This window comes from Microbacterium sp. NPDC076768 (assembly GCF_040687205.1).
Classification (GTDB): Bacteria; Actinomycetota; Actinomycetes; order Actinomycetales; family Microbacteriaceae; genus Microbacterium.
In genome coordinates this window covers 982043-998448 of record NZ_JBFBMU010000001.1, presented here as the reverse complement: position 1 = coordinate 998448, position 16406 = coordinate 982043, and the positions used below count along the sequence as shown (strand labels likewise).

General features: G+C 63.0%; 15 protein-coding genes and 1 pseudogene. 3 read left to right on the top strand and 13 right to left on the bottom strand.

Annotation, left to right across the window (positions count from 1 at the left end; genetic code table 11):
* The first annotated feature begins 17 nt into the window (after positions 1–17).
* On the top strand, positions 18–1016 hold the full coding sequence (locus AB0O87_RS04925) for a diacylglycerol kinase family protein (protein ID WP_363512284.1): 999 nt from the start codon (positions 18–20) through the stop codon (positions 1014–1016).
* A gap of 7 nt (positions 1017–1023) precedes the next feature.
* On the opposite strand, the gene AB0O87_RS04920 is transcribed toward AB0O87_RS04925, so the two are convergent.
* The 3 genes from AB0O87_RS04920 to AB0O87_RS04910 form a co-directional block, all read right to left on the bottom strand.
* Complete coding sequence (locus AB0O87_RS04920) at positions 1024–1785, bottom strand: hypothetical protein (protein WP_363512282.1); 762 nt, start codon at positions 1783–1785, stop codon at positions 1024–1026.
* A gap of 39 nt (positions 1786–1824) precedes the next feature.
* Positions 1825–3285: a cardiolipin synthase gene (gene cls / locus AB0O87_RS04915; protein ID WP_363512280.1), complete on the bottom strand. Its 1461-nt coding sequence runs from the start codon at positions 3283–3285 to the stop codon at positions 1825–1827.
* 86 nt (positions 3286–3371) lie between these two features.
* Entirely contained in the window at positions 3372–3545 is a 174-nt protein-coding gene (locus AB0O87_RS04910) for a hypothetical protein (protein ID WP_363512278.1), read from the bottom strand.
* A gap of 112 nt (positions 3546–3657) precedes the next feature.
* On the opposite strand from AB0O87_RS04910, the gene AB0O87_RS04905 reads away from it, so the two are divergent.
* Entirely contained in the window at positions 3658–4776 is a 1119-nt protein-coding gene (locus AB0O87_RS04905; RefSeq protein ID WP_363512276.1) for a DUF4192 family protein, read from the top strand.
* Positions 4777–4793: 17 nt separating this feature from the next.
* On the opposite strand, the gene lysS is transcribed toward AB0O87_RS04905, so the two are convergent.
* The gene (gene lysS, locus AB0O87_RS04900) at positions 4794–6326 is read right to left on the bottom strand and encodes a lysine--tRNA ligase (protein WP_363512274.1); all 1533 of its coding nucleotides are present in this window, start codon (positions 6324–6326) and stop codon (positions 4794–4796) included.
* A gap of 80 nt (positions 6327–6406) precedes the next feature.
* Here lysS and AB0O87_RS04895 point away from each other — a divergent pair, with 80 nt between their 5' ends.
* Positions 6407–8248 carry a DUF2207 domain-containing protein gene (locus AB0O87_RS04895; protein ID WP_363512272.1) on the top strand — a complete coding sequence of 614 codons (1842 nt, stop codon included), beginning with the start codon at positions 6407–6409 and terminating at the stop codon, positions 8246–8248.
* A 27-nt stretch (positions 8249–8275) separates the two neighbouring features.
* Here AB0O87_RS04895 and AB0O87_RS04890 read toward each other — a convergent pair whose 3' ends face one another.
* The 9 genes and pseudogenes from AB0O87_RS04890 to ftsH form a co-directional block, all read right to left on the bottom strand.
* The gene (locus AB0O87_RS04890) at positions 8276–8968 is read right to left on the bottom strand and encodes a DUF2520 domain-containing protein (RefSeq protein WP_363512935.1); all 693 of its coding nucleotides are present in this window, start codon (positions 8966–8968) and stop codon (positions 8276–8278) included.
* Between the two features lie 2 nt (positions 8969–8970).
* Entirely contained in the window at positions 8971–10782 is a 1812-nt protein-coding gene (locus tag AB0O87_RS04885) for a PH domain-containing protein (RefSeq protein ID WP_363512270.1), read from the bottom strand.
* Positions 10779–11360, bottom strand: a complete 582-nt coding sequence (locus tag AB0O87_RS04880) for a PH domain-containing protein (protein WP_363512268.1) — start codon at positions 11358–11360, stop codon at positions 10779–10781. Before AB0O87_RS04880 ends, AB0O87_RS04885 begins: the two co-directional genes overlap by 4 nt.
* Positions 11311–11793: a DUF3180 domain-containing protein gene (locus AB0O87_RS04875; RefSeq protein WP_363512266.1), complete on the bottom strand. Its 483-nt coding sequence runs from the start codon at positions 11791–11793 to the stop codon at positions 11311–11313. Before AB0O87_RS04875 ends, AB0O87_RS04880 begins: the two co-directional genes overlap by 50 nt.
* Positions 11790–12329: a 2-amino-4-hydroxy-6-hydroxymethyldihydropteridine diphosphokinase gene (gene folK, locus AB0O87_RS04870; RefSeq protein WP_363512264.1), complete on the bottom strand. Its 540-nt coding sequence runs from the start codon at positions 12327–12329 to the stop codon at positions 11790–11792. Before folK ends, AB0O87_RS04875 begins: the two co-directional genes overlap by 4 nt.
* On the bottom strand, positions 12326–12721 hold the full coding sequence (gene folB, locus AB0O87_RS04865) for a dihydroneopterin aldolase (protein WP_363512262.1): 396 nt from the start codon (positions 12719–12721) through the stop codon (positions 12326–12328). The genes folK and folB overlap by 4 nt, the downstream gene beginning before the upstream one ends.
* 44 nt (positions 12722–12765) lie before the next feature.
* Positions 12766–13575 carry a dihydropteroate synthase gene (gene folP / locus AB0O87_RS04860; RefSeq protein ID WP_363512260.1) on the bottom strand — a complete coding sequence of 270 codons (810 nt, stop codon included), beginning with the start codon at positions 13573–13575 and terminating at the stop codon, positions 12766–12768.
* A 200-nt stretch (positions 13576–13775) separates the two neighbouring features.
* Positions 13776–14351 (bottom strand): annotated as a pseudogene (gene folE, locus AB0O87_RS04855) (GTP cyclohydrolase I); the annotation flags it as partial.
* Position 14352: 1 nt separating this feature from the next.
* Positions 14353–16347, bottom strand: a complete 1995-nt coding sequence (gene ftsH / locus AB0O87_RS04850) for an ATP-dependent zinc metalloprotease FtsH (protein ID WP_363512258.1) — start codon at positions 16345–16347, stop codon at positions 14353–14355.
* Positions 16348–16406 lie beyond the last annotated feature (59 nt).

Below are 16406 nucleotides of genomic sequence, written 5' to 3'. Positions count from 1 at the left end.
GGGCTAGAGTAGGCGCCATGACCACGAGCACCATCGCCCCGCGTCAGGCGGCGCTCGTTTATAACCCGATCAAGGTTGACGGAAAGCGCCTCCGCGCGACGGTCAGGGATATGTCGCGGGAAGCGGGGTGGGAGCACCCCGCCTTTTACCCCACGACGATTGAGGATGCAGGCCAGGGTGCGACAGCACAGGCGCTTGCACGAAACGTTGATGTGGTGCTGGTTGCCGGTGGCGATGGAACGGTCAGAGCGGTGTCAGAGGCAATCGCAAACACCGGCGTGCCATTGGCCATTCTGCCCAGCGGGACGGGCAACCTCCTCGCGCGGAACATCGGCCTGCCGCTCGGCGACCCGGCTGAGATGATCCGCGCAGCACTCGGCGACTTCCGGTACCCGATTGATGTGGGTTGGGCGCGTATCGCCCGCGAAAACCAAGAAGAGGAAACCCACGCGTTCGTGGTCCTCGCTGGCATCGGGCTTGATGCCGACATGATCGCGAATACCCGTTCTGATCTCAAGAAGTCAGTGGGGTGGATCGCCTACGTTGAGGGCGCCGTGCGGTCGTTGCCGCGCGCGAAGCCTTTTCGGGCGGTCTACCAAGTCGATGACGGCCGCTTGCACTCGCACCGCTCGTACAGCCTTCTGTTCGCGAACTGCGGCACACTGCCCGCGGGTATCGCCCTGATTCCCGGGGCCTCAGTAACCGACGGCGCTCTGGATATCGCTGCCATCCAACCCACCGGCATGTTCGGATGGCTGGAGGTCGGGCGAAAGATCTGGTGGGACAACTCCGTACTGCGCCGCTTCAGGGCTGGTCGGCGAGTGCTGGAGCATCGCCGCACCAACGCCTCAGTGCACTACTTCCACGGGGTCGTCACCGAGGCCGCTGCTCCCCGTCCTGTCCCTGTCGAGCTCGACGGCGATGAATTCGGCGAAGCAGTGCGGATCACGTGCTGGGCAGATCCGGGGGCGCTGCTCCTAGCCCTACCGCAAGGACACCCGGTTCAAGCACTCTGACCTCGCGTCAGCGAACCTCGACCATGCCATCAAGTTCGCCACCGACCAACGTCAAAGCGAACGGCTCGCCCTTTTCGACCGCACCGTCGTCGACAGTGCCTTCTTCAAACACGAGGATGGTCGCGCGCGGCACCATGTCCATTGTGCAGACTCGGTCTGTTTGCTCGGCAAAAACAACCGTTCCCGCGGTGCCTGCCCCCTCCAGCGACTCGACAATGGGCGCGCAAGTCGACGACCCCCAGGTGAGCAGCACAAGCCCGCCGTCTTCGAACCATCCGGCCGAGTTCTGATAATCAGTCGGCTCACCCGGCGTGCCATTCAGGGCGGGGTCGCCAGCAAGAACAACGTCTTCGACGATCTCGCCGTATGTCACTTTCAGCGTGATGTCGCGCGTCGGGTCCACGCCTGTGGGCACGGCGCCGATACTCGCCCGTGGTCGCAGATCAGCAGTACAGGCCTGTTCGACACCCTCATCTTCAGGCTCGACGAGTGTCACGCTGACGCTCTGTCCGTTTGCTGCGGCCTCGTCCACCACGACTTCATCCACCACGGGGACACAGGACGATGACCCCCAGCTCACCACGGCAAACAACCGGCCCTCGTCAAGCAAGGCGCCGCGAAGGTCGCTCTGCACTTCACCGTCACCCGCAGCCGGGTCGGGTGAACTGGTTGGCACTTCTCCTGCGGGGCCTGCAGCGCATCCCACGATGAGAAATGCGGCCGCAGCGGCCCCAAAAACAGCGGCGAGAAGACGCAACACGGGGGTCATATTCCCAGCGTAGCTCGCACTCGCAGCGGCGAGAAGTCGCTACTGCAACGAGGAGGTCAGACGCGCAAGGTTGTCGAGCACCGTGGATCGCAACGGCTGCTGGTTCCACTCTTCGAGGGTGAGCTCGCGGCTCAGCGAGCGGTACTTGTCTTCAACTTCGCGCATCTCTGCCACGAACTCTTCGCCTCGTACCAACATCGAGACCTCAAGATTCAAGCCGAATGAGCGCATGTCCATGTTGCTTGACCCGATGACGGCGGCCTCATCGTCGATCGTCAACGTCTTGGTGTGCAGAATGTACGGCTTGCGATACATCCAAATACGCACGCCAGCCTTCAGCAGCACCTCGTAATAGCTGCGCTGCGCGTGGTAGACCATCGCCTGGTCGCCCTCTTCCGAGACGAAGAGTTCGACATGCACACCACGGTCAACCGCCGCAGTGACGGCGAGCAACAGTGCTTCGTCTGGGACGAAGTATGGGCTGACGATCATGATCTTCTTCTTCGCTGCGTAAAGCAGGCTGAGGAAGAGACGAAGGTTGTTCTCCACATCGAAGCCGGGGCCGGATGGCACAACCTGGCAGTCGAGGTCGCCGGAGCCGATCTCTGCGTGCGCAATATCGATGCCTTCGAGCACGGTGTCGGTTTCGCTGTACCAGTCCGCGACGAAGATCGCGTTCACGCTCAAGACCACTGGGCCATCGAGTCGCACCATGAGGTCGACCCAGTGCAAACCACGCTTGATGTTCTTGGGCAGGTTGTAGCTCGAGTCGGTGACGTTCTGCGATCCCAGGAAGGCCGTAACCCCATCGACCACCAAGAGCTTGCGGTGGTTGCGCAGATCGGGGCGCTGCATTTTTCCCTTGAACGGCTGCACCGGCAACATTAGGTGCCAGTCAGCGCCCATCGCATCGAGTCGAGCGATCGTCTGTTTGAATCGAGGCTTGCCACGGTTGGCCCAGTGGTCAAGCAAGACACGCACTTCGAGGCCGCGCGCTGCGACTTCTTCGAGCGCTCGGAAGAAGTTGTCTGTGGCTGTGTCGGACTGGAGGATGTAGAACTCGACATGCACGTACTTTTGCGCACCGCGAATGGCATCAGCCATCGCATCGAGCGACTCCTGGTAGTCGGAGATGAGGTGAGCGCCATTGTCGCCAGAAAGAGGCAGAGCGCCGAGCTTCTGGTTCATCTGCACAATGGGTTCGAACCACTCCGGAGCGTTCGGACGCAGAGTTCCGAAGTGCAGATGTTCGCTCGTGTGCGCGATGTACTCGTTGATCTGGGCTTGCTTTTGACGCCGCACCTTCGGCAGGCGCGGGTTCCCAATCACCAAGAATAGGAACACTCCCACATAGGGGATGAAGAAGACGGCAAGCAGCCATGCCATTGCTGCGGTAGGGCGGCGGTTGCGCGGGATGATGATGATCGCGGCGATTCGAATGATCAGGTCGAGAGCCACGAGAAATACTGCGACCCACCACCCCCAGGTCTCGCCAGTCATCGTGCTCCTTCGCCACCGCAGTGACCGCTACATCTGTCGCGCGCCAGGTTAGGCGTGCTCGCTTCAGAGTAGCCGATGGGTCGGACTCAGCCGCGCGGCGGGAGGCCGCGGGCAGCGCGCTCTTCCGCCTCGATCTGCGCGTGGACCTTTCGCTCCGTCCGGTCGAAGCGGAGGATCCCCCGAACGACCATGAAGAAGACGACGCTCACCCCAACGGTCGGCAGGAGCGACCATGCAACGGCGAGCCAGAAGTTGTCCATTCCTCCATGGTACGCGAGCCACTCTTCGTACACATTCAGCGCTCTCACGGAACTGTGTCCACAACAGCCCCGATCACGGTCGAGGGGCCGTTGATTCGAGCACACTCTCGGAATGACCACAGTTCTTCGAGCCACTGATTCCGTCGCATTTCTGGGCATCGTCCCCGCTCTTGCGGGGTTCACCCCACGCAACAGCATCGTCCTTCTTCCCTTCCATGGCACCCGCACCGATGGGGCGATGCGCCTTGACCTGCCCCATGAGCAGAGCGACCTCGACGCATACGTCGACGCAGCGGTCGGTCTCGTCGCCCGCGTCAGCGGAACAGATGCCGTTGCCGTCGTCGTTTACACCGACGAAGAGGCCAACGCCACCAGAGATGGATGGGTGCTCCCCCACGCTGTCGCCGTTGACTGTGTGCTCGGCCGCGCCGAAGAAGCAGGGCTCCGCGCCGTCGATGCGCTGTGCGTGACTCCCTCCGGCTGGTCGAGCTACCTCGACGAAGACCCAGAGATTCGCCCGCTCACCCAGATCGTTCACCCCCGCGACCTCCCTCAGATGGAAGACCTCGATGGCGATCAAGCCAGCGGCACGGAGCTGCCTGTCATTGCGCTGGTCGAACAGGAACGAGTGCGGGCGGCATCGGTTGAACTCTCCGCTTTGCTGGATGGGGCAGCACGTGGCCGCCTCTCTGGCCACGAGAGCCCGCATCTGATCTCGGCAGTCGTCATGTTAGAAGACGTTCCGGCCTTCTTCGAGTCAGTACTGGCCGCTCCAGACGAGCTCTCACCATTTGCAACGGCGGCACTGCTGTGGTGCCTGGATCGCCCTCTTCTGCGCGACGTTGCAATCGCGCAATGGGCCACCGATCTCGCTTGCGGGGTGCGCACTCTCGACGCTCAAACTGCGTTCGCCGAGTCAGGGGTGATGGTTCCAGACGATGTCGGTCAGGTTTTCCTCGGCCGTGGGCCGACTCCAGACGCGGATCGCCTGCGGCGAGCGCTGTGCGTCGTGCGGGAGGCGGCCGCTCGCGCACCTCACGCCGATCGACCGGCCCCACTGACCGCTGCTGCATGGCTGTCCTGGGCATTGGGCAAAGCAACCCACGCCGGACGATACCTCGAGATGGTGCGAGAGATCGACCCTCGCTATTCGCTCGCTGCGCTTTTGCAGACGATGATCAGCGGAGCGATGTTGCCGGAGTGGGCCTTCCGGCGAGGAGCATCTGAGTGAGTACCGAGTCGCTCGCGCTACTTCACCAGCGGGAAGAGAATGGTCTCGCGAATACCCAGACCGGTAATCGCCATGAGCAACCTGTCGATCCCCATTCCCATTCCGCCGGAGGGCGGCATGCCGTGTTCCAGCGCGCGCAAGAACTCCTCATCGACCGGCATGGCTTCAACATCGCCTCGAGCAGCGAGTTTCGCCTGCTCGACGAAGCGCTCACGCTGGATAACAGGGTCGACGAGTTCGGAGTAGCCGGTGGCTAGCTCAAAGCCACGAATGTACAGATCCCATTTCTCGACGACTCCGGAGACCGAACGGTGCTCACGCACCAGGGGCGACGTGTCAACGGGGAAGTCCATCACGAACGTCGGACGCACGAGATCACCCTTGACGAAGTGCTCCCAGAGCTCTTCAACAAGCTTTCCGTGGGTGGCCTGCGGAGGAAGGTCGACGTCGTTCGCCTCAGCGAAGGCGATGAGATCTTCAACCGAGTCTTGGGGCGTGACTGTGCGACCAGACGCCGCCGACAGCGACTCGTACATCGAGATGCGATCCCACTCGCCGCCGAGGTCGTACTCGGTGCCGTCAGCCCAGGTCACGGTTGTCGATCCAGAAACGGCGATCGCCGCGTTCTGCACCAGCTCCTGCGTGAGCGCAGCCATCTGGTGGTAGTCGCCGTACGCCTGGTATGCCTCGAGCATCGCAAACTCGGGGCTGTGCGTGGAGTCGGCACCTTCGTTACGGAAGTTGCGGTTGATCTCATACACACGCTCGATGCCGCCGACAACAGCACGCTTCAGGTAGAGCTCCGGAGCGATGCGCAGGTACAACTCGGTGTCGAACGCATTCGAGTGTGTGATGAACGGGCGTGCGGAGGCACCACCGTGCTGCACCTGCAGCATGGGGGTCTCTACCTCGAGGTACTCGTGGTTCGTGAATGTCGAACGCAGGCTGGCATTTACGGCAGCTCGAGCGCGCACTGTGGTGCGTGCCTGCTCGCGCACGATCAGGTCGAGGTAGCGGCTACGTACCCGTCCTTCTTCGCTGAGCTCCGAGTAAGCGTTCGGAAGCGGCAGAATGGCCTTCGCCGCGATCATCCAGTTATCGGCCATGACCGAGAGTTCGCCACGGCGGCTGGAGATAACCTCTCCGTGCACGAAAACGTGATCGCCAAGGTCGACGTACTCTTTCCAGCCAGCGAGCGACTCTTCGCCGACGTTGGCGAGCGAGATCATCGCCTGGATCCGTGTACCGTCGCCGGCCTGCAGGGTGGCAAAGCAGAGCTTGCCCGTGTTGCGGCTGAACACCACGCGACCAGCGATGCCCACGACGACACCGGTTTCGTCGCCCGCCTCGAGCGTGTCGTATTCGGCGCGCAGGGCAGGAATCGAGTGAGTAACGGGCACAGCGACGGGGAATGCCCCACCCGCGGCGTCTGTGCGCTTCTCGATCAAGCGCTCGCGTTTGGCGAGACGCACGGTCTTCTGCTCGTGGGTGTCTTCTTCGAGAGAAGGGGTGGCCGAGGCCGATTCGGGCGCGGCGGACGCGTCAGTCATGTGCGGGGCTCCTTGAAAGTCGTTCCCAGTTTACCGAGGTGGCACCCCTCCCCTGGGCGCATGCTCTGTAGCCTCAAAGAATGGCCGTTCCTCGGGTACTTCGCGCGTTCGCTGTCGTTCTCCTCGCGTGCATCGCCATCGTCTTCCCCACAGCTATCGCTGCCGCATCCGATGACGGTACTCGCGGTGACGTCGACGATTTCTCTTACGCTTCGTGGGATGCCGTATACGAGGTTGGTCTCGACGATGAGGGCCGAGCGCGGATGAAGGTCGTGGAGACTCTTGTCGCCCGTTTTCCCGACTTCGATCAGAATCGCGGCATTGTTCGCGGCCTCCCGACGTCTTATGAAGGGGCCAGCACAGAGACGCTGATCATCTCGGTGAGTGATGAGAATGGTGCGCCAGTGCCATACGAGACGGAAGACGAAGATGGGCTTATCTACATACTCACCGGCACAGACGAGTACGTGCAGGGCCTCACGACATATGTGATCGAGTACGAGATGCGCGATGTTGTTCTGGCAACCGTGCCGGCACCAGAATCGACGCGCTCGTCCGTCGACGAGTTCTACTGGAATCTGCTGCCCCTGAGCAACACTCAACCTATCGAGCGCTTTCGCGCTGATATCCGGTTCGACAGTGCGATGAGTGCGGCACTCACCGGATCCAACCGCTGTTATGCCGGCAAGGCAGAGTCCAGAGACGAGTGCGAGCTGAAAGGACCAGTCGCCGATGGCGATGTGGCGACGTTCCAGGTGGAATCGGGCGCGCGCGCTGCCGGAAACGGCGTGACCGTTGCGATCGGGTTCGAGCCGGGTACCGTGACGCAGCCGCCTGCCCGCACCCCCGACCCCGTCGGCGACATAGTTCCGATCGTGGCGGCTGTCGCAGGTCTGGCCCTCTCCGTCGGTAGCTGGGTGGCGGTATCCGCGTTCGCACGCAGAAAACGCACGGCCACCGGAATCGTGATCGCGCAATACGATGTACCGACCTCGCTGCCGCCGCTCCTCGCCGCCACTCTCGTTCCCGGTACCACGGCAGCGATCCCCGCCGAGATCGTTCACCTTGCTGTTCGTCAGCAGCTTCGGATCGAAGAGGGCACAGATCTTGCAGAACCGAGACTGACCCGACTTCCCGAGCCGCCGACTCCCGACGAACTCGACGATCTCGACCGGGCAGCGCTCGACGCGATCTTTGTCGGGGCCAGTGAGGCAGGAGAGCTCGATCTCCCGACCGCCGATGAAGATTTCGCCACTCGCATGGTGGGTCTCCAGACCCGAGGGAACGAAGAGGCAGAGAGTCGGGGCTTCACAGAGAAATCGCGGAGCCAGACCGCCGTCGTTCTGCAATGGTGCGCAATCGGCGTTGTCGGCGTGAGCCTGGCGCTCGCGATTTGGGGAGCGACAACCGGGCGACTCTCCGTGATCCCCGCGGTTTTCATTGCTTCTCTCTGTGTCTTCCTGGTTCTGCTGTCCAGCCTGTATGCGTTCTCACGCCACACAGTGCTCTCCCGCGAGGGCGCACTCGCCTTTGAGTACCTCGAGGGAGTGAAAGAGTTCATCCGGGTAGCGGAAGCGGACCGCCTGCGCATGTTGCAGTCGTATAGCGGTGCCGAACGCCGAGCTGACGGCACGGCCGACGTGATCCATCTCTATGAACGACTCCTCCCCTACGCCATCCTGTTCGGCATGGAGAGTGAATGGGCAGACGTGCTGGAGCAGGCATATACACGCGAAGAGCGTGGCGCTGCGTGGATGGGTAGCTCGACGTCATTCATGCTCCACGCACAGCTCGCCACTTTCGTTGCCTCCTCGCAGTCAGCCGCGAGCTACACGCCCGCCGCGTCTTCGAGCGCAGGCGGGTCATACGGAGGCGGGTTCTCCGGCGGCGGAGGTGGCGGAGGGTTCTCCGGCGGACGCTAGTCGAGCACGTTTCCGACGAAGCGAAAGCTAGAGCAGCGGCGGGGTGTCTGTCGCGTCTCTTAGCGCCCGCTCAACAGTGGACTGCACCAGTGCCGACAAGTAACCACCAGGGTTTTCGACGCCGATTTCGCGCAACCGCGCGGTGGACTGGCCAATAATCGATCGGGAAAACTCGGTGGCTGTTGCGATCGCATCGGCGTAGGCTGGCCTGTCTTCTTCTGAAATCACGACGGGCTCGCAGCCCATTTCTACGGCGAGCGCCTGAGCGATGGGCAACACCGCGGCGGGGGCAGTCACGGCAGCAAAGCTCGCCTGCAACTGCCGGAGATCAATCGACGTGCCAGTGAACGTGATCGCGGGATGCACAGCGAGGGGAATCGCCCCCCGTTCGGCAGCTGGGCGGAGCACCTCAGTGCCGAAGGCGGGGTCGGTGTGCAGCACGAGCTGTCCGATCTGCCATCCGCCCAGTTCTGCAATGCCCGCAACCAGCGAGGCCAGTTCCCGCGTCGGAACCGCGATGATCACTAGTTCGGCGCGTCGCACAACTTCCAGCGCCTCCAGCACCGGCACGTCGGGGAGCACAGCGGATGCTCGCTCGTCGTCAGAACCGCTCGTCATCCCGACGACCGCATGACCCGCACCACCCAGCGCTGCGCCCAGCACAGGTCCGACTCGGCCTGCACCGATGATGCCGACGCCGAGTCGTCCATCGCGTACCACCGTCACTCCCCCGTCACTGCAGGAGGAGCGGGCGGAGCGGGAGGAGCAGCGGGAGGAGGCGGCGGAGCAAACTGCTCATTCTCGCGGAAGACCGGCGGCGGGCCGGTGTAGGGAGGAGGCGCGACTGGCGGTGCCATCGGCGTCGCGTGCTCGCCCCAGCGGTGACTCCCGTCACGTAAGGCGGCCTCCGCTGCTCGTGCGCTGGCGTCTTCGAGCAACGCCATTGCATCTGCCCGCTCAAGACCGGAGAGGTTGCCAGTAATCGGGCCGATCACGGAGTGGATTTGCGCGCCAGACACCCGCTGCTGGCGATCGATGGGCCCCTGGTTGAGAGACACTCCCTGCAGACGCGCAAGCGGGAACACTGCGAGTTTGCGCCATATGTTGCCTCGACGCAGCAAGACTCCAAAATCGGTCACCAGGTAACCATGACGTTTCCATGAGAACGGGCGACGCCAGCCGGCCCGCCGCGGCATGTGACTGTACGGATCACCGTCGGCCGGACCCACGACCCCGTGGTCCCAGAGAAAAGGAATGCTCGAGGCGGGGACGTCTGGCAGAACGAGCGCAAGCACACGCTCCACATCTGCGCGCTTTCCCACTGGCAGCACAACGTTAAACTGCTGTCCGCTGCCGGACGACTGTTGCGTGACGCTCTTGCCGCTCATCCGGTTGATCTTGATCGTCCACCATCCGAACGGACGCCAGAGCAGGGACTGAGATACCTCGACGGCGAAGATACGGCCGGGGGGAAGCGTCTCGGTCACCGTGGTGAGAAGCCCGTAGGTGATGCGGACGCCGTCTGGAGTCGGAGCGATCGAATACCGCAAAGACTTCGAGATCTGCGCCCAGGTGATACCGACTACGGCGATGACGAACGGTACTCCCACTCCGAAGCCGAGGCCGAGAAGCACAGCGCCACCACCGGCATCGCCGTCGAGGAACATCCCGATCATCGCGGCGCCCAGCGTGAACGCAAAGATCACGCCAAAGAAAACAAACCACAGCGCGCCAGAAATCAGTTGCGCTCCGACCAGACGGCCTGTCGGAATCTTCACCACGCTCTCCGGCACCACATCGGCAAGATCGACCCCGGCGATCAGGTCGTTGACGCCGGCGTTCATTGATCCGACCAGTTGAGCTCTCGCAGAGGCTTGAGCGCCAGAGACGGCGGCATCGGCTGCTCCGGGGTTGAGCGCGGCATGGCGTGCCGCGCGAGCGCCGGATGCCAATCGGAGGATGTCGGCTCGCACCGCCTCCGCGCGACCTGTCGCGAGATATTCAAGCTCGACGTTCGAGTCGTTGCCTGCGCCCACGACCTCCAGCTTGGCGAGCCCAATAATGCGTGCAGGGAAGGGACGAGTGAGGTTCACACCCTGAACGCGGTCGAGGGGAGCACGCCGATGAGAGCGGAAGATGATTCCTTTTCGCACCTCGACGTGATCGCCGGTGATCCGGAACTGATGGAACCGCCAGATAAAGGCGAAGACCAGCACCAGCACCACGACAACCCCGAGCACGGCGAGGAGCGCGACCAGAATCAGGTTGTTCGACAGCACCCAATCAACGGGATCGGTGCCGCTGTAGTCGTCGTACTGTGCTTCTTCCGGGGCAAAAAGCGCGATTGCCCACGCGATGAGACGATCGCGCATATTCGCGATCACGATTCCGGCGACGATGATCAGCGCCAACCCGCCCTTAAACAGGGGGGTGAGCGGATGCATCCGGTGCCACTCGCCATTCGCGAGGCCGGTGTGTGGGGTAGCGTCAGCGACGCCCTCCGGCGGGGAGACAGGCTGCTGCGGGTCGCTCACAGTCCGGTCCGGCGGGTTTCTGCGACGTGGATCAGCGTGTCACGCAGCAGCTCAGCGGCCGCGTGCGTGAGGCCGGGGATCTGCACACCGGTCGTCGCGGCGGCTGTCACCATCTTCAGCTGAGCGATCCCGAAAGCGCGGTCGAGCGGCCCTTGGGTGATATCCACCAGTTGCATGCGCCCGTACGGAACCGCAACCATGCGCTGCCACAGGATTCCTTTGCGGAACACGATGTCGTCGTCGCGGAGCATGTAGCCGATCGCCTTCGACTGCCGCGGCAAGATGATCATCGGAATAACGGTGAAGACCAGCAACGCCGCCGCAGGAATCCAGACCCAGCGTTGGTCCAGCGCAAAGTAGAGCACGGCAGCCGCCACAGCCACGATAACGATGAAGATCACGCTCTGCAGTAACTGCGAAACGACGTAGCGCGGCGAGATCTGGTGCCATGCGCCATCCAGCTCTAGCCTTGCTTCATTTCGCGCTGTGCGCAGCGCAGAATATGTACCAGCGTCTAGAGGGTCGAGGTCAGTACCCGCCGCCGGGTTCAGTGGCGCGTTCTCGGGGTTCTGAGTCATCAGGGTCCTTCGGCAGAGTGCAGAATTGCTCGGCGATGAGTGCGGCGACGGTGAGGACGATCGCACTCCCGATCAGGGCCAGCATGGCCACAGTAGACCCTACCTGTGGATCGACAGGCCGCGACAGGAGAAACATCAACAGCCCGGCGCCGAAGCCAGCCATGATCGCCCCCAGCAGGCTGGAGGCACGGGCAAGCGTTGCCGCCCTCAGTGCGCGGAACGGATCGATGCGAATACCGGAGCGCAGACTGCGGCGCACTGGCCAGGCAACACCGAGCGACGCAGCGGCGATGAGCACGAGCAACACCGGCAGCATCAAAGACGGAGTGAAGGTGATCCGTCCGCTGGCGGTGAGAACTTGATCAAGCAGAAATCCGCCGCCGGCGCCGAGGACCGCAAGAAGGCTGAGCAACCCTGCCGAGGTACGTTTCATTCTGCATCCCTGACATGCAGCTCGCGCGCGAGGTTGGCGACGCTACCGTGCCCGGGAAGCTGCGCTTCTGGATCGACATCGAGCCAAGGATCGAGCACGAAGAGGCGTTCTGCTGCTCGGGGATGTGGCAGTTGCAGGCGCGGCACGTCAGATACGACATCCCCGTAAGTGATGAGGTCGAGGTCGAGCGTGCGGTCACCCCACCGCTCCCGCCGCTCACGCCCGTTCTCATCTTCGATGGCGTGCAGCATTCCCAACAAGATCTCGGGGGCTAAGCGCGTGGTCACCAAGGCGACCGCGTTAACGTAGCCAGGCGCGTCAGGATCTGGGCCATCCAAGCGGAGCGCCACGGTCTCAAAAAGCTGAGAGAGCCGCACATCGCTCACGAGCGGCAGTCGGGAGATCCGTTCGGCGGCCGCGCGAATGGCATCGTGGCGCTCTCCGAGATTGGCGCCCAGCGCCACCACGGCGACTGTTTCCGGTCGCTCAGGACCGGGAGCGGGAGGCTTCGGCGGGTTCGCGAGATTGCGGCTCATATGGTGATGTCTTCAAGCGCCTCTGATGCGCGACTGCGGTGCACGGTGACGGCCACATCGGCAAACTTGAGCGAGATGGGGGCGTTGGGCTTATGCACGGTCACTGTCACGTTCTGCACCCGTGAGTACTGCAGCGCCACATCCGCGATTCGCTCAGCGAGCGTCTCGATCAAGTTCACCGGCTCGCCGGAGACGACTGCGCCCACCTTCTCGGCGAGTTCGCCGTAGTGCACGGTATCGCTGACGTCGTCAGATGCCGCAGCCTGCTCGAGCGATAGCCGCAGACGCAGGTCGATCGTGAACTCCTGGCCCTCCTCGCGTTCGTGCGCGTATACGCCGTGACGACCAAAAACGGCAAGGCCAGTGAGGACGATCTCGTCAAGGAAATCCATGCCTTTAGCGTACGTGGCAAACGCGCGATCAGCCGAGCGAGTATTCAGGCTGTCCAGGCGTGTGCGACCGCAAGAGCATCACGAGTCGCGGCCACGTTGTGCACCCGCACGGCCCACACACCAGCGCGGGCAGCAAATGCGCTGGTGATTGCGGTCGCGAGGTCACGTCGCGCCTCCGACACCTCAGCGTTCGTTGCGCTGTCGTGACGCAGAACGTCGGCGAGGAATCGCTTTCGAGAAGTGCCGATCAACACGCGAGGACCGAGGGCCATGATCTCGTCGAGCCCCCGAAGGAGATCCCAATTTTGCTCGCCGGCCTTGGCAAAACCGATGCCTGGGTCGACGATCAGCCGTGATGGCGCAATCCCTGCCGAAGCGGCTTCACTCATGCGTTCGTGCAACTCGCTGGCTACATCGCGAGCGACCCTGCCGTATTGCGCATTGGCATACATATCGACAGAGAAGCCGCGCCAATGCCCGATGGCATAGTCAGCGCCCGATTCAGCCACAACCGCTCGCATCTCGGGGTCGGCGAGACCTCCGGAGACATCGTTGACGATTCTGGCGCCTGCCCGCACCGCAGCGGCCGCGGTTGCGGCGCTGAGCGTGTCGATACTGACGGGGATACCTGCCGCGACAAGCTGTTCGATCACAGGGATCACCCGTTGCTGTTCAACACGGTCACCGACCCTGTCGGCACCCGGCCTCGTGGATTCTCCGCCGACGTCGAGCACCCCGGCGCCGTCGGCGCGGAGGGCTAGTCCGTGGGCAACCGCTCGATCAACATCCAGGTATCGTCCCCCGTCGCTGAACGAGTCCGGTGTGACGTTGACGATTCCCCAGATCCCCGTCATCGGCTTCCCTGGCCCCCTGCGTCCGCCCCCTGGCCCCCTGAGCCCACCCACTGGGTCCCTGAGCCTGTCGAAGGGCCCCCCGAGCCCGCCCCCTGGGTCCCTGAGCCTGTCGAAGGGGTCCCTGAGCCTGTCGAAGGGGTCCCTGAGCCTGTCGAAGGGGTCCCTGAGCCTGTCGAAGGGGTCCCTGAGCCTGTCGAAGGGCCAATCAGCGAAATCAATTCACCGCGCGCTGCCGCTTCCGTGTATTCGCCGCGAGCAGCGATAGTCAGCGTCGATGCCTCCGGCTGCCGACCGCCGCGCATGGTGACGCACCCGTGGCTCGCATCGAGCACGACGAGCACTCCCCTGGTGTCGAGATGATCAGCGATCGTGTCGGCGATCTGCTCTCCGAGTCGTTCCTGTACCTGCGGGCGCGCGGCCAGAATTTCGACCACACGCACAAGAGCGCCGAGGCCCACGACCTGCTCCCCAGGGAGGTAGGCGATGTGGGCATGGCCAGCGAAGGGCAGCAGGTGGTGTTCGCACACTGAACGGAATCGAATGTCGCGCAGCAGCACAGCCCCTGAGGGCAACGTGTCTGGTGCGGGTCCGCGCGAAACGCTGATCGTGCGCTCCAGCGGCGCGCCCGCATCTTCTCCGACGCCAGAGAAGAACTCCGAGTACAGCTCGGCCATGCGCGAAGGTGTCTGCTTCAGCCCCGGACGATCAGGATCCTCTCCAATCGCCTCGAGCAGTTCGCGAGTGAGCCGTTCGACTCGTTGCACGTCGACGGTCACGTCATGCCGTCGCCGGTCGCGGGTTACCGGCTCCTGCTGGTCCCTGCTGCGTGTTCTGCGCGCTGGCTTCGACGGATGCTGCGAGCGAGACGTCTTTCTTTGGCACCTCGATCGGCGGTTGCTCTGACACCGGACGCGCTTCGCTGGAGAGCCATAGCGGGCGCTCAGGAAGCTTCTTCACCTCGGTGAAGATCTCGGCGATCTGGATGTGGTCGAGGGTTTCCTCTTCCAGCAATGACAATGCGAGCTTGTCGAGAATGTCGCGGTTTGCGCTGATCACCTCGTAGGCCTCGTTGTGCGCCTGCTCGATGAGGGCACGCACCTCAGCGTCAACGCGCTCGGCGACCTTCTCGGAGTATTCGCGTCCGCGGCCCATGTCGCGCGCGACGAACACGTCGCCGCCTTCGCTGCCGAGCTTCACGGGGCCAACCTGAGTGGTCATGCCGTACTCGATGACCATCTTGCGAGCGATCGATGTCGCCTTCTCAATGTCGTTCGATGCACCGGTGGTCGGGTCGTGGAAGATGATCTCTTCCGCCACGCGGCCGCCCATCGCGTAGGTCAGCTGATCTTGTAGCTCATTGCGAGTGATCGAGTACTTATCATCCAGCGGCAACACCATGGTGTAACCGAGCGCCTTGCCACGAGGAAGGATCGTGATCTTGGTCACGGGATCGGTGTAGTTCATTGCCGCCGCGGCGAGCGCGTGGCCACCCTCGTGATACGCAGTGATGAGACGTTCCTTATCGCGCATGACGCGGGTGCGGCGCTGAGGACCGGCGATCACGCGATCGATAGCCTCATCGAGCGCACGGTCATCGACCAGCTGCGCGTTGGAGCGTGCGGTAAGCAGAGCCGCTTCGTTCAACACGTTGGCAAGATCTGCACCGGTGAAGCCAGGAGTCTTTCGCGCGACGACCTCAAGGTCGACGTTCTTCGACAGTGGCTTGCCCTTACTGTGCACTTCCAGGATCTTCTGGCGACCCTTGAGATCAGGTGCGTCGACACCGATCTGACGGTCGAAACGTCCGGGGCGCAACAGTGCAGGGTCAAGGATGTCTGGGCGGTTGGTTGCCGCGATCACGATGACGTTTGCGTTCGGGTCGAACCCGTCCATCTCGACCAGCATCTGGTTGAGGGTCTGCTCGCGCTCGTCGTTGCCACCGCCCATGCCTGCACCACGGTGACGGCCGACGGCGTCGATCTCGTCGATGAAGATGATGGCTGGCGCGTTCTCTTTCGCCTGGCCGAACAGGTCGCGCACCCGAGAGGCGCCGACACCGACGAACATCTCCACGAAGTCCGATCCGGAGATCGAGTAGAACGGTGCGCCTGCTTCGCCGGCGACAGCCCTGGCGAGAAGCGTCTTGCCTGTTCCTGGAGGGCCGTACAGCAGCACGCCCTTCGGAATGCGGGCACCAATGGCCTGGAATTTCGCTGGATCCTGCAAGAACTCTTTAATCTCGTCGAGTTCTTCGATCGCTTCGTCTGCACCAGCGACGTCGGCGAATGTGACGGTGGGGGTCTCTTTGCTGACCAGCTTCGCCTTGGACTTGCCGAACTGCATGACCTTGCCGCCACCGCCCTGCATGGAAGACAGCAGCCACCAGAACAGCAGCCCGAGCAGCACGAGCGGCAGGAGAAGGGAGAGGAAGCCGTCGAACCAGGTGGCGCGTGGAACCGCGTCGTCAAAGCCGTCCTTTGGTTCGGCGTTGTTGACGGCGGTGACGACCTCGTCTGCCCGCGCTTCGACGTAGTAGAACTGCACGTTCTCGGCGCCTTCATACGGCTCCGAAAGCGTCATGTCGACACGCTGATCGCCGTCTGTGTTCACGACCTCGGTGACGGTATCGCCAGAAAGGAGCTTGAGTCCTTCTTGGGTCGTGATCTGCGCTGGCGCGCCCAGGTTTGAGATCAACAAAAATCCGCCGAAGAGCAGCAGGCCGATCAGGGCGACATAGATCAGCGGATTGCGCGTGAGCTTCTTCACATTCATGGTCGGATTAGCGTATCGCGCCCGGCTGAGGGGGTCGCTGTGCGTTCACCCACGGCGTA

Bases quoted from the DNA above. Each gene is read 5' to 3' on its own strand.
- folB (WP_363512262.1), bottom strand. From the start codon at position 12,721: ATGGATTTCCTTGACGAGATCGTCCTCACTGGCCTTGCCGTTTTTGGT.
- AB0O87_RS04920 (WP_363512282.1), bottom strand. From the start codon at position 1,785: ATGACCCCCGTGTTGCGTCTTCTCGCCGCTGTTTTTGGGGCCGCTGCG.
- AB0O87_RS04910 (WP_363512278.1), bottom strand. From the start codon at position 3,545: ATGGACAACTTCTGGCTCGCCGTTGCATGGTCGCTCCTGCCGACCGTT.
- AB0O87_RS04880 (WP_363512268.1), bottom strand. From the start codon at position 11,360: ATGACTCAGAACCCCGAGAACGCGCCACTGAACCCGGCGGCGGGTACT.
- AB0O87_RS04905 (WP_363512276.1), top strand. From the start codon at position 3,658: ATGACCACAGTTCTTCGAGCCACTGATTCCGTCGCATTTCTGGGCATC.
- AB0O87_RS04875 (WP_363512266.1), bottom strand. From the start codon at position 11,793: ATGAAACGTACCTCGGCAGGGTTGCTCAGCCTTCTTGCGGTCCTCGGC.
- AB0O87_RS04895 (WP_363512272.1), top strand. From the start codon at position 6,407: ATGGCCGTTCCTCGGGTACTTCGCGCGTTCGCTGTCGTTCTCCTCGCG.
- lysS (WP_363512274.1), bottom strand. From the start codon at position 6,326: ATGACTGACGCGTCCGCCGCGCCCGAATCGGCCTCGGCCACCCCTTCT.
- folK (WP_363512264.1), bottom strand. From the start codon at position 12,329: ATGAGCCGCAATCTCGCGAACCCGCCGAAGCCTCCCGCTCCCGGTCCT.
- AB0O87_RS04925 (WP_363512284.1), top strand. From the start codon at position 18: ATGACCACGAGCACCATCGCCCCGCGTCAGGCGGCGCTCGTTTATAAC.
- cls (WP_363512280.1), bottom strand. From the start codon at position 3,285: ATGACTGGCGAGACCTGGGGGTGGTGGGTCGCAGTATTTCTCGTGGCT.
- ftsH (WP_363512258.1), bottom strand. From the start codon at position 16,347: ATGAATGTGAAGAAGCTCACGCGCAATCCGCTGATCTATGTCGCCCTG.
- folP (WP_363512260.1), bottom strand. From the start codon at position 13,575: ATGACGGGGATCTGGGGAATCGTCAACGTCACACCGGACTCGTTCAGC.